Consider the following 26646-nt stretch of genomic DNA (forward strand, 5'->3'; position numbering starts at 1 on the left):
CTTCATTGAACCTTTCCTACTTCATTGCAAAAAGAATCAGTTTTAAAAAGACGGGAGGTTTCACCGGTACCATTCACCGGATTGCCGTAGCCAGCATAGCGTTGGGGCTTTCCATCATGATCGTGTCCTTTTTGATTTTGGAAGGCTTTCAGACGGTCATTGCCGACAAGGTTTTTTCGTTTACAGGTCATTACCAGGTCAATCGGTTTGTCATGAGTCAGGCGCTTGACGATTCTCCGACCAGTACTTCCAGTAGTTTTTATACCAATTTCGCCTCCCTGGATTACATCCGGCACGTTCAGTCCTATGCCAATAAGGCGGGCCTTATTAAAGGAACGGACGAAGTTGAAGGCGTCATGATGAAAGGAGTGGGCCCCGAATTTGACAGCTTGTCCTTCAAGGCCTCGTTGATAGATGGTAGGTTCCTGCAATTTTCGCCGACTGGCAACCCTTCGAATGAAATCATTCTCAGTGCAAAAATTGCCCGGAAAATGCTCCTTTCCGTGGGTGATCAGGTTACGATGTATTTTGTGCAGGATCCACCCCGTTTTAGGCGGTTGAAGGTAGTGGGGATCTACGAGACCTTTCTTGAGGATTTTGACGATAAAATTGTCATCGGCGACATTCAACTGATACGCGTGCTTAACGATTGGGACGAAGACCAGGTCGGAGGCTTTGAAGTTTTTTTGAAGGATCCAGCACTAATCGACACCTACGAAGCCGCCCTCTACGACTACATCGATTACGATTTGCGCCTGGTGAAAGCTACCGACAAGTTTATGCAACTATTTGACTGGCTCGAGTTGCTAAACAACAACGTGTACGTGTTCTTATCCTTGATTCTTTTTGTTGCAGCCTTCAACATGGTATCCATTCTATTTATTCTGATTATGGAACGAACGCCCATGGTCGGGCTGCTGAAGGCCTTGGGTGCGAAAAATGCCCAAATCCGGAATATTTTCATTTGGAATGGTATTCGGATTATCGGCAGGGGCTTGCTATTGGGAAACCTAATCGGTCTGGGTTTCGGATTCATCCAGGACAAAACGCATTGGGTAAGCCTAAATCCAGAAAATTATTACATGAGTTACGTACCCGTTTTTTGGGATTGGTCCACCATTCTGGGCCTCAATCTGTTGGTCTTGTTGGTCACCACCACGGTGCTGTTTTTACCCGCGATGATCATCAGTAACATCAATCCGATTAAATCGATCAAGTTTGATTGACTGGGCGGTATTTTTTCACCATGCTTTTGAGCTTCATGTAGATTACTCCAAAAATCGCTTCCCGAAAGATGTGCTTCGACATCTTGGATTCTCCTTTGGTCCGGTCGGTAAAAATGATCGGGACCTCGTGGATGGAAAACCCCAGTTTCCATGCGGTAAATTTCATCTCTATCTGAAACGCGTACCCAATAAACCGGACGTTGGTTAAATCAATGGCTTCCAAAACCCTCCTGCGGTAACAAACAAAACCGGCCGTGGTATCCCGTACGGGAATACCGGTGATAAACTGCACGTATTTGCTGGCGAAAAACGACATCAAAACGCGGCCCATTGGCCAATTGACCACATTGACCCCGGAAACGTACCGAGAGCCAATCACCAGGTCGTGGCCTTTTTCGCTGGCTGCTGCATACAGACGGCTCAGATCCTGCGGGTTGTGGGAAAAGTCCGCGTCCATTTCAAAAATAAATGCATAGCCCTTCTCCAGGGCATAAGCAAACCCTTCCAGGTAAGCCGTTCCCAAGCCCAGTTTCCCGGTTCTTTCTTTCAAAAAGACCTTTCCGGAATACATTTTTTGCATGTCCCGTACCAGGTCCGCTGTTCCATCCGGAGACCCGTCATCGATGACCAACACATCAAAATTATCCGGCAAAGACAAAACTTCGCGGATAATGTCCTGGATATTCTCCATTTCATTGTAGGTTGGGATAATGACTAGCTTGGAATTATTCATCATTCAGAATTCAGACAACAAAAGTAGAATTAAAAACGGTATTTTCTTTGGGTTAAAGAAATTACTGATCCAAATCGGAAGTTAAAAAATGCAAATGGAAAAGTTTTCCGGAAAATATCCACCGAACTATCGCGTAGCCGCGCAACGTTGGAGGTTTGCTTTGGCCAAGGGATTTCCATTCAGAGCAGCTGTTTCCAAATCGAAGCAGGCTTGTCTGGGATTTTTTTCAATCAGGCAGAGAGCCCTTCGCGCAAGCGCTTCGTAGTGCCTGGGGTTTTCTTCCAATACCCGGTCAAAATCCTCCACGGCCCATTCCCTGTACCCTAGTTTCATCAGGGCAAAACCCCGATTATAATGGGCGGTAAGGTTATCGGGCTCGATTTCCAGGTATTTATTAAATGAAACGATGGTACCTAGTCCATCACCCGAATAGGCCATGGCAATGCCCATATAAAAATGCGGCATGGGTTCCTCCGGCTTCAGACGAATCGTTTCTTCCAAAAACTCCACGGCACTTTTGTAACGGCCGTTTTTGATCATTGAGCGAGAAAGCAGCAGCAGTATATCGTAGTCTTTGGGATCGTGCATGGCAGCCAATAAGAGGTTTTTTTCAGCTGTTTTCAGATCATTTTGCTCCCAGGCAATTTTCCCAATTCCGGCATAGGCCTGGGCGTGTGTGGGACTTAGCGCCAAAATTTTCCGGTAATCGGCCAATGCCTCCGGGTAGTTGCCCAATTCTTCGTAAGACCTGGCCCGAAGATGCAGGGCTTTGAGGTCAGTCCCGCTGATAAAAAGCACCTTGTTAAACTCGTCAATGGCCCGTTCGTATTGGCCATTCAGGTACAAATTCTCTGCATCCCGGTAGTTTCCGATGCAACTCGAAATCACTAGTAAGATACCTAATATGGTCGGAAATGCGGCGGAACGGGACATGTTGTCATTAATTAATTAGTTTTAAATATACCAATTATTCCTTTTCCAACAAAAAATCAATGGAATTTGATCCAGATAAGCAGCCACTTCGTATCTACCAACCGAGAGACGCTCGGGATAATGCTGCGCTTAGCTGCCTGGCTTCGCGGCCGAATGTGGCTTCCCAACACACGTTTACGGAAAAGAAGCAATACGATAAAAAACGGCTATTTTTTGTAAAGGGCTATCCAGAAACAGTGAGGATAGCCCTTTTTTTACAACGATCCCTTGGTACTGGGAAGCTGATCCAGGGCTTGAAGGTCTTGGCGCACGGCCATTTTGATAGCTCTGGCGAACCCTTTAAAAATGGCTTCGATCTTGTGGTGTTCGTTTTCGCCTTCGGCTTTGATATTCAGGTTGCATTTGGCGGTATCGCTGAAGGACTTGAAGAAATGGTAAAACATTTCCGTCGGCATATCACCGATTTTTTCGCGCCTGAAGGTTGCCTCCCAAAGCAGCCAGGGTCTGCCGCCAAAATCCACCGCTACCTGAGCCAGGCAATCGTCCATAGGTAGTAAAAACCCGTAGCGGTAGATTCCCTTTTTGTCGCCCATCGCCCGAAGATACGCTTCTCCGAGTGCAAGTGCCGTGTCCTCGATGGTATGGTGCTCGTCGATGTGCAGGTCACCCACTACCTGTATATCCAGGTCGGTACTTCCGTGTTTGGCCAATTGGTCCAACATGTGATCAAAAAACGGCAGACCGGTATGAATGCAGCTCTTTCCCGTACCATCCAGGTTTAGCTCGATGGCTATTTGCGTTTCTGCGGTAGTCCGGGTCACGCTGGCTTTTCTTGCAGGCACTTTCAGAAAAGCGTACAACTCGTCCCAGGACGCCAGGCATAGGTCGGCTTCAGCGTATGGCTCCTCGTTAAAGTAGATGGATTTGCAGCCCAGGTTTTTGGCTAGTTGAACGTCCGTTTGTCGGTCTCCAATCACGTACGAATTCGCTAAATCGTAGTCGCCATTCAGGTAGGAGAGGAGCATGCCCGTTCCGGGTTTGCGGGTGGGAGCGTTTTCATGCGGAAATGTTTTGTCAATGTGAATCGCGGAAAAAACAACCCCCTCCTGTTCCAGGGTTTTGAGCATTTTGTACTGTGCCGGCCAAAAAGTCTCCTCTGGAAAAGAGGAAGTACCCAGGCCGTCTTGATTACTTACGAGTACCAACTCGAAGGCTCCCTCTTCGGCAAGCTTACTCAAATTAGTAATCGCCCGGGGAATAAACTCGAGCTTTTCCAGGCTATCTACCTGAAAATCCGTCGGAGGCTCCTTGATGATGGTGCCATCCCGGTCAATAAATAGAACCTTTTTCTTCATGCCTAATCGTTAGTTTTCTAAACCGGATGCAATGGGTGTGGCGAGTATTTCCTGCAGAGCACGGATAAATTGCTCGTTTTCTGCCTTGTTTCCCACGGTAATTCGCAGGCAATCACCGCAGTGGTATACGCCAGAGCGATCACGAACGATGATTTTCTTAGTAATCAACTGCTGGTATACCGATTTTGCATGGGGAACTTTTACCAAAAAGAAATTGGCATGTGAGGGATAGACTTTTTCTACACCCGCCGTTTTCTCCAGCTGCAGCCGAAGTTGTTCCTTCTGCACCCGAATCTCTTCGATCATCTGCTCCAATTTGTCGGTATTGCCGAGTGCCTTGATGACGGTGGCTTGAGTTAGTCCGCTGATGTTATAGGGCGGCTTGATTTTGTTGAGAATGGCGATAATTTCCCTGGAGGCGAATGCCATCCCCAATCGAAGTGCTGCCAATCCCCAGGCTTTGGATAGGGTTTGCATGACCAACAGGTTGGGAAATTCATCCAAAGCGTGAATAAAGCTGGGCTCGTCACTAAAATCGATGTAGGCCTCGTCTACGACCACCAGGCCTTGAAATCCCCGCAGTACGGTCAGAATGGACTCCCGCAACAGTTTATTTCCGCTGGGATTATTGGGTGAGCAGATAAAGATGATTTTGGTAGCTGCCGTTACGGCTGCTAAAACCTCCTCCGGGTTCAGTTGAAAATCCGGTGTCAGCGGTACTTTCCTGACAGGCACATCGTTGATACCGGCACTTACTTCATACATGCCATAGGTGGGAGGCATGATGATTACGTTGTCAATACCCGGTCTGCAGAAGGCGCGGAACAAGAGATCAATGGCTTCATCGCTGCCATTTCCAAGAAAAATGCGTTCGCTGGATACGTTTTTTATGTCGGCGAGTTTTTGTTTGAGCTGGGATTGATAGGGGTCTGGGTACCGGTTATATGCCTGGCCGGTGATGGATCCCAGAGGGTTTTCGTTGGCATCCAGGAAAATACCCTCGTTTCCACTGTATTCGTCGCGGGCAGAGGAGTAGGGTTTCAGTGCGGCGATGTGGGGACGCAAAAGCTGTTGCAGATCAAAACTCATTGTTACTTGCGGTTGGCGAGGTAATCTAAACGGACGGTAACGGCACGCTTATGGGCTTCCAGGTTTTCGTGTTGCGCCATTACTTCGATGGCGGGACCCAGGGACCGAATTCCTTCGGCGGTGATTTTCTGGTACGTGATTTTCTTCACAAAACTATCCAGCGAGACGCCGGAATAACTTCGCGCGTACCCGTTGGTAGGCAGGGTATGATTGGTGCCCGATGCGTAATCTCCCGCCGCTTCGGGGGTGTAATTTCCGATAAACACCGATCCGGCATTCACGATTCCCTGCACGGCTCGTTCCTCTTCTTTCACCGCTAAAATGAGGTGTTCGGGTGCGTAGGCATTGATCAGGTCAAGGGCATCTGTCATCTTTTCCATGACGATTGCGACGCTGTTTTCCAATGCCTTTTTGGCAATTTTTTGTCGAGGAAGTTCTTTGAGTTGCTCCTCCACAGCCGCCAGTACTTTTTTTGCAAACTTTTCACTTGGACATACCAGGACCACCTGACTATCAACCCCGTGTTCGGCCTGCGAGAGCAGGTCGGCAGCGACAAAATCCGGGATAGCAGTATCATCGGCATAGACCAGTACCTCTGAGGGTCCCGCCGGCATGTCGATGGCTACTCCCTGTCGGGTAGCCAGCTGCTTTGCAGCGGTGACGTATTGGTTGCCCGGACCGAAAATTTTGTCCACCTGGGGTACCGAGGCAGTTCCATAGCACATGGCAGCAATGGCCTGGGCTCCGCCAGCCTTGACTATTTTCGTTATTCCAATTAGGGAAGCCGTATAGAGGATGGCGGGGTGAACCGCTCCCTGGGGGTCGGGGGGGGTGCACAAAACAATTTCCTGACATCCGGCCAACTTTGCCGGAATGCCCAACATCAATACGGTGGAAAACAGGGGGGCGGTGCCGCCGGGGATATACAAGCCCACTTTTTGTATGGCGACACTTCGTCTCATGCAGGTGACTCCCTGCATGATTTCCGAACTTATTGCGGGCATTTCCTGCAGCTTGTGAAATTTTTCGATGTTATACCGGGCCGTTTGGATGGCATCTTTCAGTTCGGTACGCAGTTTTGCGCCGGCAGCATTTCTTTCGGCATCTTCTACCAACAAGGAGTCAATTTCCACATGATCGTATTCCAGGGCAAACTTCTTAAGGGCTTTGTCCCCCTGACGTTTGACCTTCTTCATGATTGGTTTAACGATCTTTTCGATTTCCTTCATTTTATGAACGGGCCGGGCCAGCTCTTTATTCCAGGTTTTCGTATCGGGATTGATCAGGATTTTCATGATGCATGCGTTAAATTTCCCTAAAACTAATGTGAAGCAGGTTGACTGATTCGATGAAACTATTCACAAATAAGGCCGAATTTTTTTCCAGATCAAATGACCATTTTTTCAATGGGCACTACCAGGATTCCCTGAGCGCCCGCCGCCCGTAATTCTTCAATGTTTTCCCAAAATTGATCCTCGCTAATAACCGAGTGTACGGAAGACCATCCCGCTTCCGCCAGGGGTAGAATGGTCGGACTGCGCATTCCGGGAATCAGTGAAACAATCGTATCCAGGGAGTGGTTCGGAGCATTCAGCAGCACGTACTTGTTTTTCTTTCCTTTCTGTACCGCGTCCATGCGAAACAGTAGTTTTTGTACGATTTGTTGCTTTTCCCCGGACAGGCCCCGGTTGCTGATCAATACAGCCTCGGATTGGAAAATTTCCTCTACTTCCTTTAGTCCATTCATCATCAGGGTAGAGCCGGAACTTACGATGTCGCAAATGCCTTCGGCCAGGCCGATGCTCGGGGCGATTTCCACCGATCCACTTATCTCGTGAATTTCTGCCTGTACCTGCTGGGTCTTGAGGTAGTCCCCCAGTATTTTCGGGTAGGAGGTGGCAATGTTTTTTCCCTCAAAATACTGGATCCCGGGGTAGGTTTCACTCTTGGGAATGGCCAGGGATAGCCGGCATTTGGAAAAGCCTAGCTTTTTCAAAACGGTCACGTCCTTGTCTTTTTCTACCAGCTCGTTTTCTCCCACAATACCCAAATCGGCAACGCCGTCTGCTACGTAGCCAGGAATGTCATCGTCTCTCAAAAAAAGAAACTCAATAGGAAAGTTGGTGGCGGTGGATTTCAGTTTTCCCGTGCCGTTGTAAAATTTTATTCCACACTCTTTGATTAGTTTAAGCGATTCCTCACTTAACCGCCCGCTTTTCTGAACAGCTATTCGAATACTATTTTCCATGGATTACTGATACACTGGTGAATAAATTTTTTAGAGAGGCGAATCGATCGACTGGCACGATCCTTCTAAAAAGATCGCATCCGGGATTTAAGCGGAATGATGCCCTGCATGATGCCAACAAGCAGTTGCTGCGTGGAAAAATGAATAGGTATGGCAATTGCTCCCGGAGATTTTCATAACGATGCAAATTTAATGAGCGATCGCCAACAAGCAAAATAAAAACGGGATTACTAACGCAAAAAAGAGGCTCCAACCGGAGCCTCTCTATCAATAAACCAACCTAACCAAAAAATTATTCGTATTATTCCCGCATCTATAAAAAGTTAATTGTACAGAAAAAACTCATTAACAAGACGCTGGTAACTGACAAGATCCTTGTAAGGGGTGTGGTTTCGGATTTTATCAATCGATTTTTCCAACACCTGTTTATACCCCTGATCCGAGAGGATTTCCTTTTTTACCCGAGGTTTTTGGACGGTTATCACCTTAGGAAAGGGGGGCTCCAACTCCTCGCCCGGCATCAGGAGAGCCTTTGCCTCCTCGAGAATTTCTTCCGCTTTTTTTTTATCCAGCCAGTGGAAAAAGTGTTTGCTTTGCTGTACAAGCAGCGGCTTTACTTTTTTCAACCAGCTTTTGTTTATTTCCATTTTGCCTTCGATCACCTGATAGATGTCCGCAAGTTCAAAAAAGACCACTTGAGAATGCGATTGCAGCGAATGGATCAATTCGCTTTTTACCGCCAGGTCAATAAGTATTTTCACGGAGGAAAAACTGGTATTGAAATAGTCGGTAACGATTAGGTCTTCACCATTCTCCAGCGTGGAAATTAAAATATCATTTTCCCGGATTACATTTGACAGTTGCTCAAAGGGCTCGTAAATAAATTGCTTCAATTCCGAGCCCCGAAGGTTACCAAATGGCTGAATGCTTTTTTCTACAATCACGATTCGTTCAAATCCCCGGCTTCGTAGGTTTTGGTAAACCTTTTTGCCCATGGCGTTGAAACCGAGAATTGCGATTTTGGGCTGTTTGATTTTTTTCACCAATTCGGCGACCATGTCCGCTACCGTGAAAGAAACCGAAAACGACGGTGCCTGGTAACTCACCTCTTTGCTTAAGTAGGCGTCGGTGCGCTGCAAAAAGCCTTCCCATTCGCTTAGAAGCGTGCCTTTTAATCCTGCTTGCCCGGAGAGGTCAAATGCCTCTAAAAACTGAGGATATAGCGGTAAGGCGCCATACGTGGTGGCCTGAACGCCAAAGCACAACTCAGAAAGATGGGTAAGCGCGCTTTCCTCGTTGCAGTTTTGCTGAAAAACATTTTTTTCCGGAAGGTATAGGCCGGTTTTTATTTTTCGAAGGGCCGCGTATATCTCGTCCTCCTGTGGCCCGGCACTGTAGTAAAGGATTTCGGTTCTCTCGGGGGTAGACACGACCAATGCTTCGGACAGGTCGCAGCACTGCCTAACTTCTTCCAATAATTCCCTTGACTCGGCCTGGGTCAACAGGAAGCTGTTTTCCTGATTTTTTTGAAATCCTGCGCTGAAACTCAATAACCTGAACTGTCCCATTGTATGCTGTTTTAATTTGCTGTTTCGACTGGAAGAACCTACGAAGGCGCTTCCTGCTCCGGATTTCCCGGTTGAAAAATTTTATGATATAAAAGTAACATATCGATTCCAGCCCGAGGAAATTATTCGGTGAACGAGATGCATCAATCGGTCAATGGGCTAAAACCGGGGGTAAAAATCGGCGCATTCGATGACAAAGTTTCAAAAATCGCCGGTAAATCGTACCTTGTTGCCGGTCAAACTGCGTCGAAATATACCCAAGAATGGCGTATAAAACTAGTGGTTGGAGTCGTTTTATTCCGGTATACGTCCGTATTTTACAGCAATTGCAAGTTGTCCGGCGTGGTAGGCGGTATGAGAGGTAATTCTACCCAATGCTTCTGCCTTGGTTTTTGCGCCAAACTCCTGGGTACGAATACCGGTTTCCCAATCGGCATCGGTTTGTTGCCGCAAAATTGAGCGCAGCGTTTCAAACGCAGACGAAGCGTAGCTTTTTATTGTATCAAGGTCGGTCCATTCTCCCGTGTCTTTTTTTGCAATAACGGTTTTAGCCGTCACCGATACGGAAGAATCCCCAAAAACATTTTTTGCAAAGAGCAACTCCACATCTGCAATATGGCGTATGAGAAAGCCCACAGAATTTGGCGAGGTGCCCAATTTCTTTCGGAGGTCTTCGGGTTTCAGATCGTCTAGCTGATTCGAAAAACGCGTTCTTGCTTCTTCCCAAAGTGCAAGTACTAATTCAGTATTTGTTTGCATAAAAAACGTTGATTTAATGATATACGTTTCGGTTCCGGATGGACCAATACCTGACCAAGAACCGGAAGAAAGCCAAAAAGTAGCCGCAGTTTTTTTTTCAATACGCCCACCGTTTGGCAAGTTGGACCAGCGAAAGCATGATCGGTACTTCAATCAGCACGCCTACTACCGTCGCCAGTGCCGCACCCGAACTCAACCCAAACAAGGCGATGGCGACCGCCACGGCCAACTCGAAGAAATTACTGGCACCGATCATGGAGGCCGGAGCGCATACCCGGTAGGGTAGTTTCAGGTACCTGCCCGCCACCCAACTCAGAAAAAAGATGAGGTAGGTTTGCAGGGCTAATGGAATGGCGATCAAAAGAATGTGCTGGGGTTGGGCAATTATCTGCTCGCCTTGAAAAGCAAAGAGCAAAACCAGCGTAGTCAATAAGGCAAAAATAGAAAGCGGTTTTAGTTTTGGTAAAAATTTTGTTTTCAGCCAGTCCGCTCCCTTTTTCTGGATCAGCAGCCGGTTGGTTAGGTAGCCCGCCACCAGTGGAATAAGGACGAATACGATTACTGAGGTGACCAGCACGTCGTAGGGGATTTGGAAATCGGTAATGCCCAACAATAATTGTACGAGGGGAACAAAAGCTACCAATAGAATAAGGTCATTGACGGATACCTGTACCAGGGTGTAAGTGGGATCGCCATTGCTCAGGTAGGACCAGACAAATACCATGGCCGTGCAGGGGGCGGCTCCCAATAAAATGGCCCCGGCAATGTATTGGTCTGCTTGTTCGGGTGTTAGCCAGGCGCTGTACACCTGGTCAAAAAATATCCAGGCAAAAAAGGCCATGGTAAATGGTTTTACCAGCCAATTGACGACTACTGTCAGCCCCAGCCCCCTGGCATTCTTTCCAACTTTTTTCAACGAGCTGAAATCCACTTGCACCATCATGGGATAAATCATTAACCAGATAAGTGCCGCTACCGGAATGTTTACATGTGCGATTTCCAGGGAGGAAAGGTAGCTCATGTTTTCTCCAAAAATAGCACCGATGCCGATACCTGCTGCAATGCAAAGTATCACCCAAATCGTTAGGTATTTTTCAAAAAAGCCGATTTCTTTCATCCATTTTTGCGTTTGGTGTGTGTTTGTTACCTGTTTTTCAATGCCTTGTTCTGATGCCTGCGCGTTGTTTCACGGCATTACCGTTAGGAATAGCCCGCCCCTCCGGCAACGTTTACCGACGTGAACGGGGCGGGGATGCCGGGATCGACCTTCTTTGCACCGTACAACATCGTGCAGAAAACCAATGCTCGCTACAATCCGGCGGGTATCAGGAATTGACCCGGGACATTATATAAAACATTTCGGTAGCGATTTGACGCGTGCGTTCGTCGTAAACCTCGGCTTCTTTGGACGTTCCATCTGCCTCCTTTGGATCCACGTAGGGGATGGGTAAGCGGAGGGATGCACCCGGGATGAAGGGACAATTTTTATCCGCATCCGAACAGGTCATGATGGCAGCAAAATTTTCAGAAGCGTTAAATGGATCGTCGTATTTTTTAGAAAAACATTCGATTACCTGTCCTTGATCTGAAAAGCTCACCATGTAATGCGGATTGTCTCCTGTTGTGTGGTTTACCCGGAAACCAGCACGTTCAATGGCAGCTACTGCCCTGGGATTAAATGCCGTGGTCTCGGTACCGCCGGAATACGTATGAATTCCTTCCTCCAGCCCGTAATACGCGGCGGCTGTCGCCGCCCAAATCTGGCTTAGGTGACTTCGTCGGCTATTGTGGGTGCAGATAAAGGTAAGGTTTGCCGGTTCGTTGGCTTGCTTTTTTTCCCGCACAAACAAGGCAACCTCCTGCAGCAGTTCCTTTCGATCTTCAGGAATAGCCGCCATATCGGGAAGGAGGGATTGTACGTACTGGGCCAATTCGGGGTACAGGGCTGATGTTTCGGTTGTGTTTTCAGTAGACATGGTGACTTGAATTGCGTTGATTTCGGATACGTTCATGGCCTGGTTCTTCTTTGTTGAAGGCGTACAGCCAAGAAAGAAGGCGATAAGAAATAATGAAGGTATGGTGGATTGGCTCATTACTGTTTGTGTTCGGTGTAAAACATTAGCAACAGCCCGTTCCTTCCTGGCAGGAGGCAGCTTGCTGGGTTGAAAAACGTGTTTCCTTGCTTTCGTCGGTAGCTCCTGGCTTTTCTGCATAGACGGTAATGCTGTAAATGCCGGTTCCTCCCTGGTTAAACGCCATTAGCTCCTCTGGCCGGAGGTATTTTCCCAAAATGTCTTCGGGAATGGAAATGGACTTTTCCTTTTGGAGGCGGATGTTTTGAAATCCAGCTTGCTTTATGTGCTGGAGGTAGCTGTCTTTTTGAATCGCCCCAGCCACGCATCCGGCATACATTTCGGCATCTTCGTTCAGGGCTTCGGGAAGTACGCCCATCAATACGATATCGGAGATACTAAAGTGACCGCCCGGTTTCAATACCCGGAAAATTTCCCGGATTACCTTTTCCTTATTGGGAACCAGGTTGAGCACGCAATTGCTGACTACTACATCGGCTACTTCCTCATTTACGGGCATGTTGTCGATATCGCCTTCCCGAAATTCCACGTTGTTATAGCCCATTTTTTCTGCATTGCGTCGTGCTTTTTGGACCATGGCGGGGGTAAAGTCGATTCCGATCACTTTTCCTTCCGGTCCGGTTTCGTGTCGGGCCACAAAACAATCGTTTCCTGCGCCGGAACCCAAATCGATGACGGTATCGCCTTTTTTGATTTTGGCAAATTGGGTAGGCAGGCCGCATCCCAGACCGAGGTCGGCTGCTTCCACGTAACCTTTCGTTTCGGAATAATCTTCCATCATGATGTTGTAAACCTTATTCGAAGGGGTCGTGGCTCCGCAGCACGAGGCGGCGTTGGTGGTTTTTTCCTGTGTTGCGATTTGCGCGTATCGCGCTTTTACTATGTTTTTTAATTCCTGATCGTTGCTCATGCCTTTGTATTTTTAAATTGTTCATTATGTGACTATTTTAACAGCAGTCCCCGGAAAGGGGAGCCGGGTACTGGTCAAAGAGTTGATTGAATTGGTTTCTAATTTCCGCCCAGCGGACGGGATTGATGCAATAGCTGATACGGGAGCCTTCAATGGTCCCCTGAATAATGCCAATTGCCTTTAATTCCCGCAGGTGTTGACTGATGGTCGGCTGCGCTAGTCCCAGTTCCTGTACCAGGTCGCCGTTTATGCAGGCGTTTGATTTCAGCAAGTAGTGAATGATCGCTACCCGTGCGGGGTGGTCAAATGCCTTTGCCGCGAGAGCCAGTTCATTTTGGGTTTCGGAAAATAGATTGGTTTTTGTAACGCCCATGTGTGATAATTATTTATTGCAATATTACGATATGCAGATGAGTGGCGCAAGCGATTCCGTTAGTTTTTTTTTATTTCTACTCATTTACCTTTCCGGCATCAGGGACCGATTTACAGCGGTTGTTTTTCCGTATTTTCTTCGGTATACGAGCCGATACAGCTGAAACCCGCCGTGGATTTTTTGGGATTTTCAACCCGGCTCATCGTAAAAAATGGAACTTTCGGAATATATTCCTATTATTGGGTAGTCGATGCGCGGATGGTTTGAACCACGTTGCGTTAGATTGAGCCGAATACCTGCAGCTCACCTGCAAGTATCCGTTCAGGCGGGCAATGCATGCGGGGGTACCCGCTGCATGTAAAAGTGGCTAGTCACTGAGTACCGCAGGGAACAATCGGAAAGTGCAGCGAGGTCTATCGCTCGCACCGCTAGCGTAGGAAAAATTCGACCGGGTATTGTCCCAACGCGTCCATTTTACAAAGCAAGGCATGAACTCAATTAACAGGAAAAAGGTATTGGGCCTCATTCTCGGTTTCTCCCTTGGCTGCTCCTCTGCGCAGCGCGGAGAAAATGCGTTTTGGAACGAAGGGAACCCGATCATGGAAGTGAAAGAACTCTTTCCAACGGAACGGTTTCCCAATGTGGTGACGGCCAAGGACGGATCCATTGTCGCTACCTGGGGAAACCAAAGCTATCAGGTACGACGAAGCGAAGATGGGGGTAAAACCTGGTCTTCAATTACCACCCTGGCGAAGCCCGGATTTCAGGGAGGAGGCGTCACGGTGGACGAGGAAAGTGGGGATATCCTGGCTTTTGTCGAAGACAGTCATCCCATCGCGCCGGTTACGCTGTACCGGAGTAGCGACCAGGGTAGAACCTGGAATGCGGAAAAAACGACCATCCTGCCTGATAGCCTGGGAAATATTCCTTCCATGCACATGAACGAACACGGTATAACGCTTCGCTTTGGAGATAAAAAAGGGAGATTGATCCGTCCTACCCGGTATTACGGAGGCGGCAACGATCGCGAATATTGGGAAACCCACTATACGAACGCCATCTATAGCGATGACGGGGGCAGGACCTGGCAAACCAGTGCGCCCTTTCCCGCAAAGGGTACCGGTGAAGCAGCCATCGCAGAACTTTCGGATGGGACGCTTTACTACAACTCCCGCAGGCATTTATCGACCGATGGCCTGAACCCGCGGATGCGGTACATTGCCCGAAGTCGTGATGGAGGGCATACCTGGGAGGAGCTTTCGGTAAGTGAGGTCTTGCCGGATGGGGATCAAAGTAGGGATTATGGTCTGATGGCCGGTTTGGTACGGCTTCCGATAGCAGGGCATGATATTCTCCTGTTTAGCAATATTGAATCTCCGGAGGGGAGGACACACGGTACGGTATGGGCCAGCTTTGACGGAGGAGAGACCTGGCCGGTAAAAAAATTGGTAGAACCGGGTGGCTTTGCCTATTCTTCTCTGACCGCCGGTAGGGCCGGTACGCCTAGCGAAGGGCTGGTGTTTCTGCTGTATGAGGGATCCGGCCATCCCAGCACCGTAGGTAAGATAGCGGTCTTTAACCTTGCTTGGCTGACCGATGGCAAAGACTGGCGTGCCTTTTTACCAAAGCGGTGAGCAAATCGCCCAGTGGCGGTAGTGATACGGGTTCGATCGCTGCATCCCCCGTCCAACATGCATACGAGGTCTGCAACCTTTTTTTCTAATTGGGGATTATAAATAGCTGGTAATCAGTATTAGATACTATCTAATTGCATTTAATGGTTGTTACTAAGAAAAGGAGCATTTGGCGAACTGACGCGCAGGACCTTTGCGGGCTACCGTGAAACGAATTGGCAATTAAAAAAAGTAAAACCGATACAATATGCTTGTAAGTCGTCCATTAGTAACTGGGATTTTTATCGGAATTATCGGAGTCATTTGTAGTATGAGTCCGTTTTGTCGGGCGCTCGCCCAAACCAAATCGATAGCCATGGAAGATTTTATGACGGAGACCTGGAACAAAGCCGAACAACGGGAGAAACTGTATGCGCTGCTCGGTAGGCTTCCTGACCGGGAAAGACCTATTGGCGTGGAACTGCTTTCGACCGAGGAAAGGGACGGGGTGATCATCCAAAAATTGCGGCTGGACATCAACGGGAAAGAGTCAGTTCCTGCTTATTTTTCCAAACCCAAAAATGCCAGCGGTAAACTGCCGGTAGTCCTGTTCAACCATTCCCATTTTGGGCAATACGAAGTAGGAAAGAATGAATTTGTCCTGGGCAGAAAAGAAATGCAGTCACCTCCCTTTGCCATTGCCCTTGCAAAAGAAGGATATGCAGGTCTTTGCATCGATTCCTGGGGCTTTGGGGAAAGGTCCGGGAGGGCAGAATTGGATATCTTCAAAGAAATGTTGTGGAAGGGAGAGGTACTTTTCGGGATGATGGTGTATGACAACCTGCGGGCCCTGGATTACCTGGTTTCCCGGGAGGATATTGATTCCAACCGCATTGCCACGATGGGGATGTCCATGGGCAGTACCATGTCCTGGTGGTTGGCGGCGTTGGATGAGCGGATCAAGGTGACCATCGACCTGAATTGCCTGACCGATTTTCATACCTTGGTGGAGCAAGGCGACCTTCGCCTTCACGGGATTTACTACTATGTTCCGGACCTGTTGAACCACTTCACGACATCCTCCATCAATGCCCTTATTGCTCCCAGGCCACATTTGGGTCTGGCAGGAGAGTTTGATCCATTGACACCCCTGGAAGGATTGGAAATCATTGACAAAAATTTAAAGGCTGTTTATGCGCGTGAGGGGGCACCGGATGCTTGGAAATTGAAGATATATCCGGTTGCCCACGAAGAAACCCCGGAAATGCGGGCCGATATTTTGCAGTTTTTACGGGAATGGTTGTAACCATAAATCCAAAAACACCTAATTATATTCGTTTTTCGGAAAGACACCGAGTGTGCGAAGTACCGCAGCACTGAGAAAAGCCAGAACTTATGAAAAACGGACGTGCACGAAAAAAATGCCCCCACGTCTCAAAGACCTCAAGGGTTGTGAAAATTGACCTTTGGGTTTTTCCAATCCCCGAAGGTCTGGTCAGACCTTCGCCACCTAGCTTTTTATCTGCCGCCGGATCATCGGTATGTTTTTGCTTCTGGGAATAGCGGCATTGACACGCAGGTTTTTTATATTTACGAATAAAATCACCGATCATGAAAAAATTACCTGCTTTTATTTTCCTGCTAGCACTGCTGGCAAACGGATGTGTTTCCCATTCCTCCTCTGAGGAAATTGACCAATCCCAGACCCAGGCCGTACTGGACCATCATTGGCAAACCTTCCTGGCAAATGACCTGGATGGGGTCATGGAGGACTACACAGAAGAATCCATTCTAATCACCCCCAATGGTACCTATCGTGGGTTGGATGAAATCCGGGAAAACTTTGTCAACGCCTTTCGGGCCTTTCCCACCCAGGAAGCCAAGCTGGCCCTCAACCAAAGCCTGTCGGTGCAGGATGTGGGCTATATTTTGTGGGAGGCCGATACTCCGACGTTTAGCCTGAGCTTTGCTACGGATACCTTTATCATCCGAAACGGAAAAATCATTCGGCAAACCTACGCCGGAGTTCGAGTGGGGAAGTAGGACTTCGACTCCTTCCGATTTACATGGCTTACCTGGCAACAGGCTTAGAAACTTGTTCCTGGAGATTTACGTGAAGGAACTCGCGTAGGCATCGCTTCTGAATGCTTCCTGGGTCCTCTGGTCTGGTTTCAGTTGGTATGCCTTCAGCAGCTTTCCTCCAGGCTTCGGAATCGTTTTGGCTAGAGTGCTGGCTAATTTTTCAATGCTTGTAACCACCAATCATTCCAGGATATAATCAGCAGCCATCCGGGCATGTAGCGTGGTGGTCGCAAGTAGCGGTAATGCGAACGCCGTTTTGTCCATCAGGATAGGCAATTCGGTACATCCGAGAATAATGCCTTCGGCCCCTTTTTTTTGAAGCAGGTGCATTTGTTCCAGAAAGAACGATTTTGCCGCTTCGCTAAACACACCCTGCGTGAGTTCGTTGGACACATACCAATGATTTTGTGCGAGATAACGTTCGTCGGGGATAATTGTTTGGATACCAAATTTCGTTGCCAAACGACTGGAAACGAAGGCGCCGGTCATGGTCGGCCGGTTGCCCAAAAGGCCGAGGGTTTTTAGCCCTTTTTTCTTCGCCTCTTTTCCCACGGCGTCTGCGATGTGAAGTAGGGGTATGGCTAGGTGTGGTTGCACGAATTCGTAGACCATATGGGGCGTGTTGGCACAGATGACCAGGGCTTCGGCACCGGCTGTTTGCAGGGTTAGGGCAATTTCCAGGTACCTGGCATTGATTTTTTCTTTGTCCTGCGCCCGCATCAGTTCGATATTCAGGCTGTAGATAAGCAATTCCGGATTTGCCTGCGTGCCGATCTGTTCGCTCACCATTTCGTTGATCAGGCGGTAGTAGACGATGGTCGCGTGCCAGGAAGTACCGCCAATTAATCCGATTTTTTTCATAGATACCTCGCTGAAATGTTTGTTCAAAGTAAGAAAAAGAGAGGTCTTTTCCTTGCTTCTCGGATCATTTCCTGGCAAATCGGGTACCTCGATGAGCCGCTAACGGCATGGAGGTAGCAGGCAACCCAATGAATTTTCACGGAACGTAATGCAGTATCAACGCGTGTTTCAGCGCAGGATATCAGTGTTTTATTTGGTTTCAGGGATAGTTATACGGCCTTTTTTTTCCTATGGAACAAATTTACTGGTTTTTGGAACATATGGCACAACCCATTTGCTGCCTATTCCCTAGGTTTGTTCAGACGCTGCAGAACGTAAAGAAAAATTCCTTGTGATTTCCGACCTAAGCTAAAATTGAAAAAAAATGGAATATATACCCTTTCCATGCAGCCATACATTCGCATACTACTTATCCAATTAACCTTAAACTTACTACAATGGAGACACAAACACTTTCGAAAGTTGACCTTGCTGCCGTATTTCAAAGTCAGCAGCGCAAAGCACTGCAATTGAAGAAATCCACCGCTCAGGAGCGGATTGCCAGGTTGCTTACCTTCAAAGAAGCCGTTATTGCCAACATGGACAATGTCTATGAGGCGCTTTACAAGGATTACAAGAAACCAAAGGAAGAGGCGTCCGAGACAGATTCGGTTATTGTGGAAATTGACTTTGTTGTCGGCTTTTTGGAAAAATGGATGAAACCTCAGGTGGTTCCCACACCCGAAGGTTTGGGTGGCGCTGCATCCGTATCAAAAATTATTGTAGAGCCCAAAGGAGTTTGTTTGTTCTTAACTCCCTGGAATTACCCGATACTGCTAACCCTCAGACCGCTCGTTGCCTGTTTGGCAGCGGGAAATACAGTCATCATCAAACCTTCTGAACTGACGCCTCATTCGTCCAAATTAATCAAAGAGATTATTGAATCGGTGTTTCCGAAAGAGGAAGTATTCGTGATGGAGGGAGGCGCAGATGTAGCATCGGAGTTATTGGAATTACCATTCAACCATATTTTTTATACAGGCGGCACACGGGTTGGTAAAATCGTGATGAAAGCCGCTGCCAATCATATGGCTTCGGTAACGATGGAACTTGGGGGCAAATGCCCTTCCATCATCGATGATTCAGCGGATTTCGCCGATGCGGCTGGTAAAATTGTGTGGACTAAATTTTACAACTGTGGTCAAACCTGTATTACCACGGATTATATTTTGGTATCGGAAAATTGCAAAGATGAGTTTATTGCTCATTTAAAAGGCACAATTGAACACCTGTATGGCGTTGGTGGACCCGGAATTGAAAGTTTAAACTATGGGCGATTGGTCAACAACAATCATTATCAGCGTGTAAAAAAGCTGCTTGATGATGCGCTTGAACATGGGGCTACATTAGTGATTGGAGGGAAGACAAATGATGGGGAAAACTATATTTCCCCTACGTTGCTTGATAATGTCGATCCGGATCTTGCTATTATGAAAGAGGAAATATTTGGGCCTTTACTTCCGGTGTTAAGCTACAAAACCCTGGATGATGCCATTGACTTTGTCAATCAAAGAGAACGGCCGCTGGGGCTTTATGTGTATAGCAAAGACAAAGGTGCAGCCGATAAAGTTATAAATAGCACCACCGCGGGAGGAAGTGTTATCAATCATACATCGGTACATTATATGTCGCCTCATCTTCCCTTTGGAGGAGTAGGTACTAGCGGCATAGGAAGAGGCAATGGATATTTTGGGTTTATGGATTTCTCAAATCAACGGCCTGTTTTGGAGATGCCCTAGGCGATGCAAAAGAAGGAAAGTAAGCGAGCACTACTTTCCTTCTTTTTTTTGATAGGTTCCACCGATGCGGACCGTATTTCGGATAGGCAACTAGCGCGATTGACCTAAATAAAAATCGGTAGCAAAACGGGCGCTTTTTTTCAGGCCCGAAAACCAACACAGCGGTACTTATCAAACCTACTTAAAAACAATGCGGGCTCATTTCTTTCTCATTTATCTTTTTCCGGCGCTCGCCGCTTCAAAAATAAAATGTACACCAGGAAGGCAGTGCGCCTAGCCGTTGGATCCTGGAAGACAAAAATATCAACGGGAATCACCGGTGTCGGTTACTTTCGGATTCAGAACCTATACAAATTTATTTATCAATAAGTTAACCTTTTGGTGGCACAAATCCTGTAGCCGATTATGCAGTTTTTTTTCTGAAAAATCCGTAGCTGGAATTATTCCCCCGGGATAAGTCATTTATTGTTATTAATCGCTAACTTTAAGAAAGCGTACAATAGGAACGGAGATAACGAGTAAAAAAAAGAACCGATCAGTTTGTAAGCCGGCAAGATGAAACCAGTGTCGGTAAAATAGATGCCCTTCGAAAATACGCTATGGAATCGGCCTATCATTGGGATTGGGAAAAAACTGGAATCTAAATTAAAACGCTCGGAGGCTGATAGTAAAAGCGGGAGGGTGATCACAAAAAACATCATTGACCATGGTCAGCAAGCAGGATATCGATTATACCTATTCCAAAATGGACAAAATATGGAGATGGAGTGTTGGCGAAACGGCTGATTTTACCGGGGCTAAGTATGATGGTGATTTTTCACTCTCCCTGGAAGCGGCCCAGCAAAATAAGCATGCATTTATTGCTGAAAACCTGGAAATAAAAGCGGGTGATCGGGTACTGGATATCGGTTCGGGTTGGGGTCCGTTTTTAACTTATATCAAAGAATTGGGTGCAATAGGAACTGGAATTACACTTTCGGAGGGGCAATACAATGCTTGTAGGCGCAATGGCCTTGATGTACATATTTGTAATTACCGCGACCTGACCCCCGATACATTTGGAATATTTGATGCCATTGCATCGGTGGGGGCATTCGAGCATTTTTGTTCAGTGGATGAGTACAGGGCGGGTAAACAAGATGAGGTTTATCAAAACTTTTTTAAAATTGTCAGCAGCCTCATACCGGTGGGCAAACGATGTTTTATCCAATCCATGGTATTTGATAAGGGCATGATAGACATTGACACTGCCGATATCCATGCACCTAAGGATTCTAATGAATATTTGTTAGCGCTGATTATGAATGAATTTCCCGGTTCCTGGATCCCGTATGGAAAAGAGCAGATCATAAAAAACGCCGCTCCGTATTTTACGCTCGTTACCGAACACAGTGGCAGGCTGGACTACATTGAAACCATCAAAGTTTGGCGGCAAAAACTGAAATCTTTTGGCTGGAAGAAGTACTGGGCCTACCTACAGCTTGTTCCACAACTATTTACTGACCCTTCGATGCGTAAACGCCTGAGCAACTTGAAAGTAGCCCCTATCAAAGTTGCTTTTGAGCGAGGAATTTGGGATCACCACCGCCTGGTGTTTGAAAAAGTAAGTGATTAGTTTCAACCTCAACCTTCTCCGAGGGGATTTTCCTTCCATCCTTCCTACTCATCGTTTTTTCAGAGGTATAAAACGTAAAATCAATGACCGCAAAACCCAATTCGTCTTCGATATTGACATAGGACCATGTAGACTATTGGCCAGTTTGGAGTCAATTCCTTCCGGCACCACTTGTAGACTTTCGGCCATTTCTCCGTTGGTACTAAATATTCCCTTCGTTTTATTGCCGCTAATAAATAATTCCCCTTCTGGTCCCAACTGAAACCTAACCCTGTAAGGCTCCCCGACTCCATTCGGCCCTTCTTTCTAAAATGGTGTTTTACGAACCAACTTGAGGTCATTCAAATCTACTTCTACCAAATTCAATGGTTCATTTTCAAAAAACAGCAGTTTGCTTTCGTTTTGGTTAAGGGCTTTAGCTCCTAGTCCTGAGCTAAGGATGAAAATATCATCCCCTGAATCTACCGGGCTAATTCTTCAACGATCATTTTAGGGTTTGTTAAAACCGAGGGTCTATCACTAATTTTCACGGTGAAACCTTCGAGGTTTTGAAAACCTCAAAGGTTACTTTCCGATACAAAACTTACTAAAAATATTCGCCAATAAATCGTCTGTTGTAATCTCTCCCGTTATTTCGCCCAGGTAATGCAGGGAACGGCGGATATCCATGGCCAGAAAGTCATTGCTCACTTCCTGATCCAAGCCGCCCAAAACATCTAGCAGCGATTCCCGGGTACGGGTCAGGGAATCAAAGTGCCGGATATTGGTGACTACCGTATTGCCGGTTCGGAATTTGTCCAAATTGACCTGTTCCAGGATCTTCTCTTTCAATTCCTCCAGGTTTTCTTTTTTTCCCGCGGAAATGAAAAGGGTATCTGGGTGGGCCTCTTTTAAAATATTGATAAATTGCGGATTACCCTTATCCAGTTTATTCGCTACTTTAATAAAGGGTACCCCGATGTTTTCCAGTTTGTTTAGGTCTCGGTTGATTTCCACCAGATCGGTATCCCCCAAATCAAACAAATACAGAATCAGCGAGGCGGATTTCATTTTTTCCCGGGTGCGGCTGACCCCCATGGCTTCGATGGTATCGGTGGTCTCACGAAGTCCGGCGGTATCGATAAAGCGAAATACCACGCCGCCCAGGGTGATTTCGTCCTCAATGCTATCCCGGGTGGTACCGGCAATATCGGAAACAAGAGCCTTCTCTTCGTTGAGCAGGGCATTGAGCAGGGTGGATTTACCGGCATTGGGTTTTCCGGCAATCACCGTGGGAACTCCATTTTTGATCACGTTGCCCAGGTCAAAGCTGCTGATTAGCTGCTCCACCACACGTAGCAGTTTTTCTACCAGTAGCCGCAAATCGTCCCTACTGGCAAATTCCACGTCTTCTTCCGTAAAATCCAGCTCCAATTCGATCATGGAAGCAAAATGAATCAACTTTTCCCGTAATTCCCGGATATCCGAACTAAAACCGCCGCGCATCTGGTGCAGGGCAGCTTGATGAGAGGTCTCCGAATCGGAATGGATCAGGTCGGCCACGGCCTCTGCCTGGGCCAGGTCAAACTGCCCATTTAAAAAAGCCCGCTGGGTAAACTCTCCAGGCTCGGCAGGCCGCGCGCCCTGGCGTACCAACAAGCGCAATACCTGATTGACAATATAGGAAGATCCGTGGGTGGAGATTTCCACGACGTTTTCTTTGGTAAAGGAATGGGGCGCGACAAACAGGGATACCAGCACTTCGTCGATAATCCGGTCTCCGTCCCGGATTGTTCCAAAGTGAATGGTGTGGCTGGCCTGCACCTCCAGATTTTTCCCAAAAAATACCCGGTTTGCCATTTGTATGGCTTCTTTTCCGGAGAGGCGAATAACGGCAATCGCCCCCACGCCCTGCGGGGTGGCCAGTGCTACGATGGTATCATCGACGCGACGCAGATAGGTAGCCATTTATTGCTTGAAATTTTCCAGCAGGGCTACCAGGGAGGAAACAAAAGGTTTGGCTTCCCGGTATCCCGGCAATTGGGTGATGTTTTCCATGGCTGCATCCATGATCACAAAATTGGGGTAGGACTGAACCCGCATGGCCCGGGCCATGTCTTCCTCGGAATACTCCCGGCCCCGAAACTCAAATTTTTTCTTGCTGTCTTCGGCGTTCAACTTTACTGCATAAAAATTCTCATTCACGTAGGCAATCACTTCCTCATCGGTGAATGTTTCTTTGTCCATTTTCTTGCACCACCCACACCAATCGGTATACACGTCGATCAGGATCATCTTGGGAGTTGCTTCTACCTTGTCGATCACCTCCTCAAAACTATACCAGGTAATCTCCTGCGCTTGTGCCTTTAGCTGCGTTGACACCAGCAACCCGATTACCAGGATTCCCACCATTTTCTTCATAGCTGTTATGTTTGTTTTCTTTAATTACAATAACTCTTCTATACGTTCACTCGCGTAGGAAGTTGACAAATAAACCAAAAAACGATTCGTACGGTTCCGTTCCTGCTTAGGAGGGATGCAGGCGTACTTGCAGGTTGGCCGCTACCTCCCGGGACAAGTAGACGGTTTTGCCTCCGTCAATCCGCAATTCCACCGAGCCATCAAATTCAATTTTGTCCAGCACCTCGACCTTTGCGCCGATGTAAATCCCCACCTTATCGAGGTAGCTCAAAAACGCGGCGCTGCTATTGGTCACCGCTACAACTTTGCCGGCTTTGCCAGGAGCCACCTCCTGTAAGAGTACCCGGGGGCTGCTTTCCCATTCCCCAAATTCATCGGGAATGGGATCGCCATGCGGATCAAATTTCGGAAAACCCAGGTACTCGTCCAGGCGACGTACGAGCACTGGCGCTTTTACGTGCTCCAATTCCTCGGCAATGGCCGCAACCTCGTCCCAGGCAAACTTTAATTTTTCAACCAAAAAAACCTCCCATAGTCGCTGCCGGCGTAGGATAAGTAGGGCCGTTTTTGTGCCTTCTTCGGTCAGGCTTACGCCATGGTATTTCCGGTAGGAGAGGAGCTGCTTCTCAGCCAGCTTTTTCAACATGTCACTCACCGACGCTGCTTTGGTTCCGGTCAGGGCTGCGATTTCGTTGGTCCCCACTTTTTCCCCGCCCTCCGCCAATAAGCGATAGATGTTTTTCAGGTAATTCTCTTCCGTACTGCTGAGCTGTATCATCCGCTTGTTGTCAAGTTTTTTGTAAATATACGATTTAGGGTTGTCTAAAAAAATATTTAAATCGAGTCTAAAGCGAGTGTGGATGACCAAAAATTCGATGGGTAATAAAATTTAGATTAGTCTAAAAATAAATTACCAATCAGCTAAAAAAGATATAAAACACTAATAGTAAGGTATTTACAACAGGAATTCAGTGACATGACGGCATCCCATGGCTGTCAGGAGGTGTATTGGAAAAGTACAATTTACTTATTTCAGAGGGTATCTAAAAAGGCAAGGAAGCGTTTTTTTTCTTCTTCCCAGCTTACTTCGTTGCCGGGAGGCTGTTGGTAAAACTCCATGGACGTGAAGCGCTGCCAGGTCTCGGCGATGTCCAGGTGATCCAAAAAGTCGACTTCCATACCGGCCGGATAGGAATCCATCAGGGCCTTCCATACCGGATTGCATGAGATCAAAAGGGGTTTCTGCCGGGCGATTCCCTCGTACAATTTGGTGGGGATTTTGGCGGCAATACTTGGCAGTAAGCGGTAGGGCAAGAGTAGTACATCGGCATCCTGAATGCGTTGTTCAATCCAGCTGCCTGGGACGGGGTTTGCGGAGAGATGCAGGTGGATTTGTGGGTGGCTGCTCGCTTCGTGCCGGAGCTGTTCGGCAAAGCCTCGCAGGGGGCAGTGTCCCAGGATTTCCAGGCGTGCACCGGGCAGTAGTTCGGCGAGTTTACTAAACCAGCGGACGGCATCTAGCGTGCCATATGCCTCCGTGATGGTGCCCGTAATCAATAATTTTGGGGCTGTTGGCCGAGCTAGTTTAAACGGTGGCACCTGACCAAGTGGTTGCACGGCCTTGTTTTCGAGCACAAGGGCCCGTTTTAACTTGGGCATTTCCCGAAGGTAACAAGCTTCTGCTAGGAGATGTGCGTCTACAAATGGACGGGTCGTAGTTTCCGCTATCCAAACCAGTGCCTCTGCCATGGGGCGGATCAGGGCTGGCAGGCTGTGGTTGTAGCGAATATTCTTCCGGTAGTTTTCCTGAACGTCGTAAATAAGTCGGTAGCCGAGTAGCCATTTTCCAAGCATGCCAGCCGGTAACAGCTCAAAAGTGGTGACAATCAGGAGACGAGGTTTGATACGAAAAAGATGAAAGAGAAACGGGAAGGATACCAGAATTCGGGCGGGGTGCATCCTGGATTTGGAAAAAATTTCGATAAAACGGATATTTTTTATTTTTGGCGTTTTTTTTGAAGAAAAACCTATGATGTTTAGGTGGTATTTATTTGTTTCACGCATTGAAAATCCCAGCTTATGCAACATTCTGGAATCGTCTACAGGTTTGAGGACGGAAGCTATGGCTACCGGGATTTTTTTGCGCATAGTAGTAAGAACCATTCAAACAAAGCTAACAGTTTATAACTTATGGAAGAATTACAGCACATTATAGAAAAAGCCTGGGAAAATAGGGATTTATTGAATGAAAAAGACGTACAGATAGCCATAAAAACTGTAATTGCCGATTTGGACAACGGTTCCCTGCGTGTGGCTACCCCTGCTGAGGATGGGTCCTGGAAGGTAAACGATTGGGTTAAAAAAGCTGTAATTCTTTATTTCCCAATTCAGAAAATGCGAACCATCGAGGTGGGACCCTTTGAATTTCACGATAAAATGGCACTAAAAACCAACTATGCCAAGCAAGGTGTACGGGTGGTACCCCACGCGGTTGCGAGGTATGGCGCGTTTCTTGCTAAAGGTGTGGTGATGATGCCTTCCTATGTAAACATCGGAGCTTACGTGGACAGCGGTACCATGGTAGACACCTGGGCTACGGTCGGTTCCTGCGCCCAAATTGGAAAAAATGTCCACCTGAGCGGCGGTGTAGGCATTGGAGGCGTGTTGGAACCCATTCAGGCAGCGCCGGTGATCGTGGAAGACGGGGCATTTATCGGTTCCCGGGCCATCATCGTAGAAGGCGTTCGTATCGGGCGTGAGGCGGTTGTTGGCGCAGGGGTGACCCTTACCGCCAGTTCAAAAATAATCGACGTCACCGGAGATTCTCCTGTAGAACACAGGGGTTATGTACCTGAAAGATCGGTAGTTATACCAGGTTCTATAAACAAAAAGTTTAAGGCTGGAGATTTTCAGGTACCCTGCGCGCTAATCATCGGGAAGCGAAAAGCTTCCACGGATCTAAAAACTTCACTGAACGAAGCCTTGCGGGAAAACAGTGTAGCTGTCTAAA

The 26646-nt window shown here is 47.5% G+C and carries 24 protein-coding genes and 1 pseudogene; 7 read left to right on the forward strand and 18 right to left on the reverse strand.

Annotated features, from left to right (window positions below; translation table 11 throughout):
- The first annotated feature begins 5 nt into the window (after nucleotides 1–5).
- Nucleotides 6–1226, forward strand: a complete 1221-nt coding sequence (locus GCU44_RS10355; RefSeq protein ID WP_092169725.1) for an ABC transporter permease — start codon at nucleotides 6–8, stop codon at nucleotides 1224–1226.
- Here GCU44_RS10355 and GCU44_RS10360 read toward each other — a convergent pair.
- The 12 genes from GCU44_RS10360 to GCU44_RS10415 all read right to left on the reverse strand — a co-directional run bounded on the left by GCU44_RS10360 (nucleotide 1213) and on the right by GCU44_RS10415 (nucleotide 13287).
- Nucleotides 1213–1959 carry a polyprenol monophosphomannose synthase gene (locus tag GCU44_RS10360; RefSeq protein ID WP_154856414.1) on the reverse strand — a complete coding sequence of 249 codons (747 nt, stop codon included), beginning with the start codon at nucleotides 1957–1959 and terminating at the stop codon, nucleotides 1213–1215. The genes GCU44_RS10355 and GCU44_RS10360 overlap by 14 nt on opposite strands.
- A 126-nt stretch (nucleotides 1960–2085) precedes the next feature.
- Nucleotides 2086–2892 (reverse strand): tetratricopeptide repeat protein, encoded by an 807-nt coding sequence (locus GCU44_RS10365; protein ID WP_154856332.1) that lies wholly within the window; start codon nucleotides 2890–2892, stop codon nucleotides 2086–2088.
- Nucleotides 2893–3146: 254 nt separating this feature from the next.
- A complete protein-coding gene (hisB, locus tag GCU44_RS10370) occupies nucleotides 3147–4247 on the reverse strand; it encodes a bifunctional histidinol-phosphatase/imidazoleglycerol-phosphate dehydratase HisB (protein WP_154856333.1) in 1101 nt (366 codons plus the stop codon).
- Between the two features lie 9 nt (nucleotides 4248–4256).
- Complete coding sequence (gene hisC / locus GCU44_RS10375) at nucleotides 4257–5336, reverse strand: histidinol-phosphate transaminase (RefSeq protein WP_154856334.1); 1080 nt, start codon at nucleotides 5334–5336, stop codon at nucleotides 4257–4259.
- 2 nt (nucleotides 5337–5338) lie between these two features.
- Nucleotides 5339–6631: a histidinol dehydrogenase gene (gene hisD / locus GCU44_RS10380; protein ID WP_154856335.1), complete on the reverse strand. Its 1293-nt coding sequence runs from the start codon at nucleotides 6629–6631 to the stop codon at nucleotides 5339–5341.
- A 92-nt stretch (nucleotides 6632–6723) separates the two neighbouring features.
- Nucleotides 6724–7584 carry an ATP phosphoribosyltransferase gene (gene hisG / locus GCU44_RS10385; protein ID WP_154856336.1) on the reverse strand — a complete coding sequence of 287 codons (861 nt, stop codon included), beginning with the start codon at nucleotides 7582–7584 and terminating at the stop codon, nucleotides 6724–6726.
- A gap of 323 nt (nucleotides 7585–7907) precedes the next feature.
- The gene (locus GCU44_RS10390; RefSeq protein WP_154856337.1) at nucleotides 7908–9152 is read right to left on the reverse strand and encodes a glutamyl-tRNA reductase; all 1245 of its coding nucleotides are present in this window, start codon (nucleotides 9150–9152) and stop codon (nucleotides 7908–7910) included.
- Between the two features lie 294 nt (nucleotides 9153–9446).
- Nucleotides 9447–9911: a DinB family protein gene (locus GCU44_RS10395; protein WP_154856338.1), complete on the reverse strand. Its 465-nt coding sequence runs from the start codon at nucleotides 9909–9911 to the stop codon at nucleotides 9447–9449.
- Nucleotides 9912–10008: 97 nt separating this feature from the next.
- Entirely contained in the window at nucleotides 10009–11028 is a 1020-nt protein-coding gene (gene arsB, locus GCU44_RS10400) for an ACR3 family arsenite efflux transporter (RefSeq protein ID WP_154856339.1), read from the reverse strand.
- A 208-nt stretch (nucleotides 11029–11236) separates the two neighbouring features.
- A complete protein-coding gene (locus tag GCU44_RS10405) occupies nucleotides 11237–11923 on the reverse strand; it encodes an arsenate reductase/protein-tyrosine-phosphatase family protein (RefSeq protein ID WP_154856340.1) in 687 nt (228 codons plus the stop codon).
- Between the two features lie 106 nt (nucleotides 11924–12029).
- Nucleotides 12030–12914: an arsenite methyltransferase gene (locus tag GCU44_RS10410; protein WP_154856341.1), complete on the reverse strand. Its 885-nt coding sequence runs from the start codon at nucleotides 12912–12914 to the stop codon at nucleotides 12030–12032.
- A gap of 37 nt (nucleotides 12915–12951) precedes the next feature.
- Entirely contained in the window at nucleotides 12952–13287 is a 336-nt protein-coding gene (locus GCU44_RS10415) for an ArsR/SmtB family transcription factor (protein WP_092169695.1), read from the reverse strand.
- Between the two features lie 488 nt (nucleotides 13288–13775).
- Here GCU44_RS10415 and GCU44_RS10420 point away from each other — a divergent pair, with 488 nt between their 5' ends.
- From GCU44_RS10420 to GCU44_RS10430, 3 genes are all read left to right on the forward strand, one after another.
- Nucleotides 13776–14921, forward strand: a complete 1146-nt coding sequence (locus tag GCU44_RS10420; RefSeq protein WP_154856342.1) for a sialidase family protein — start codon at nucleotides 13776–13778, stop codon at nucleotides 14919–14921.
- 310 nt (nucleotides 14922–15231) lie between these two features.
- Entirely contained in the window at nucleotides 15232–16206 is a 975-nt protein-coding gene (locus GCU44_RS10425) for a dienelactone hydrolase family protein (protein ID WP_154856343.1), read from the forward strand.
- 305 nt (nucleotides 16207–16511) lie between these two features.
- Complete coding sequence (locus GCU44_RS10430) at nucleotides 16512–16943, forward strand: nuclear transport factor 2 family protein (protein ID WP_154856344.1); 432 nt, start codon at nucleotides 16512–16514, stop codon at nucleotides 16941–16943.
- Between the two features lie 219 nt (nucleotides 16944–17162).
- On the opposite strand, the gene GCU44_RS10435 is transcribed toward GCU44_RS10430, so the two are convergent.
- Nucleotides 17163–17843: an aspartate/glutamate racemase family protein gene (locus GCU44_RS10435; RefSeq protein ID WP_154856345.1), complete on the reverse strand. Its 681-nt coding sequence runs from the start codon at nucleotides 17841–17843 to the stop codon at nucleotides 17163–17165.
- Between the two features lie 437 nt (nucleotides 17844–18280).
- Here GCU44_RS10435 and GCU44_RS10440 point away from each other — a divergent pair, with 437 nt between their 5' ends.
- Both GCU44_RS10440 and GCU44_RS10445 read left to right on the forward strand, forming a co-directional pair.
- Nucleotides 18281–19621, forward strand: coding sequence for an aldehyde dehydrogenase family protein (locus GCU44_RS10440; protein ID WP_154856346.1), 1341 nt, complete (start codon nucleotides 18281–18283; stop codon nucleotides 19619–19621).
- Nucleotides 19622–20327: 706 nt separating this feature from the next.
- Nucleotides 20328–21236 carry an SAM-dependent methyltransferase gene (locus GCU44_RS10445; protein WP_154856347.1) on the forward strand — a complete coding sequence of 303 codons (909 nt, stop codon included), beginning with the start codon at nucleotides 20328–20330 and terminating at the stop codon, nucleotides 21234–21236.
- 48 nt (nucleotides 21237–21284) lie between these two features.
- Here GCU44_RS10445 and GCU44_RS23475 read toward each other — a convergent pair.
- The 5 genes and pseudogenes from GCU44_RS23475 to GCU44_RS10465 form a co-directional block, all read right to left on the reverse strand.
- Nucleotides 21285–21530 (reverse strand): annotated as a pseudogene (locus GCU44_RS23475) (hypothetical protein); the annotation flags it as partial.
- A 270-nt stretch (nucleotides 21531–21800) separates the two neighbouring features.
- Nucleotides 21801–23183 (reverse strand): tRNA uridine-5-carboxymethylaminomethyl(34) synthesis GTPase MnmE, encoded by a 1383-nt coding sequence (mnmE, locus tag GCU44_RS10450; RefSeq protein WP_154856348.1) that lies wholly within the window; start codon nucleotides 23181–23183, stop codon nucleotides 21801–21803.
- Entirely contained in the window at nucleotides 23184–23636 is a 453-nt protein-coding gene (locus tag GCU44_RS10455) for a thioredoxin family protein (protein WP_154856349.1), read from the reverse strand.
- Between the two features lie 106 nt (nucleotides 23637–23742).
- Nucleotides 23743–24414, reverse strand: coding sequence for a metal-dependent transcriptional regulator (locus GCU44_RS10460; RefSeq protein WP_154856350.1), 672 nt, complete (start codon nucleotides 24412–24414; stop codon nucleotides 23743–23745).
- 254 nt (nucleotides 24415–24668) lie between these two features.
- Complete coding sequence (locus GCU44_RS10465) at nucleotides 24669–25595, reverse strand: glycosyltransferase family protein (RefSeq protein ID WP_154856351.1); 927 nt, start codon at nucleotides 25593–25595, stop codon at nucleotides 24669–24671.
- A 231-nt stretch (nucleotides 25596–25826) separates the two neighbouring features.
- Between GCU44_RS10465 and GCU44_RS10470 the strand changes: the two genes are divergently transcribed.
- Nucleotides 25827–26645, forward strand: a complete 819-nt coding sequence (locus GCU44_RS10470) for a 2,3,4,5-tetrahydropyridine-2,6-dicarboxylate N-succinyltransferase (RefSeq protein ID WP_154856352.1) — start codon at nucleotides 25827–25829, stop codon at nucleotides 26643–26645.
- The last annotated feature ends 1 nt before the right edge of the window (nucleotide 26646 follow it).

Source organism: Cyclobacterium xiamenense (assembly GCF_009467825.1).
GTDB classification, from domain to species: Bacteria; Bacteroidota; Bacteroidia; order Cytophagales; family Cyclobacteriaceae; genus Cyclobacterium; species Cyclobacterium xiamenense.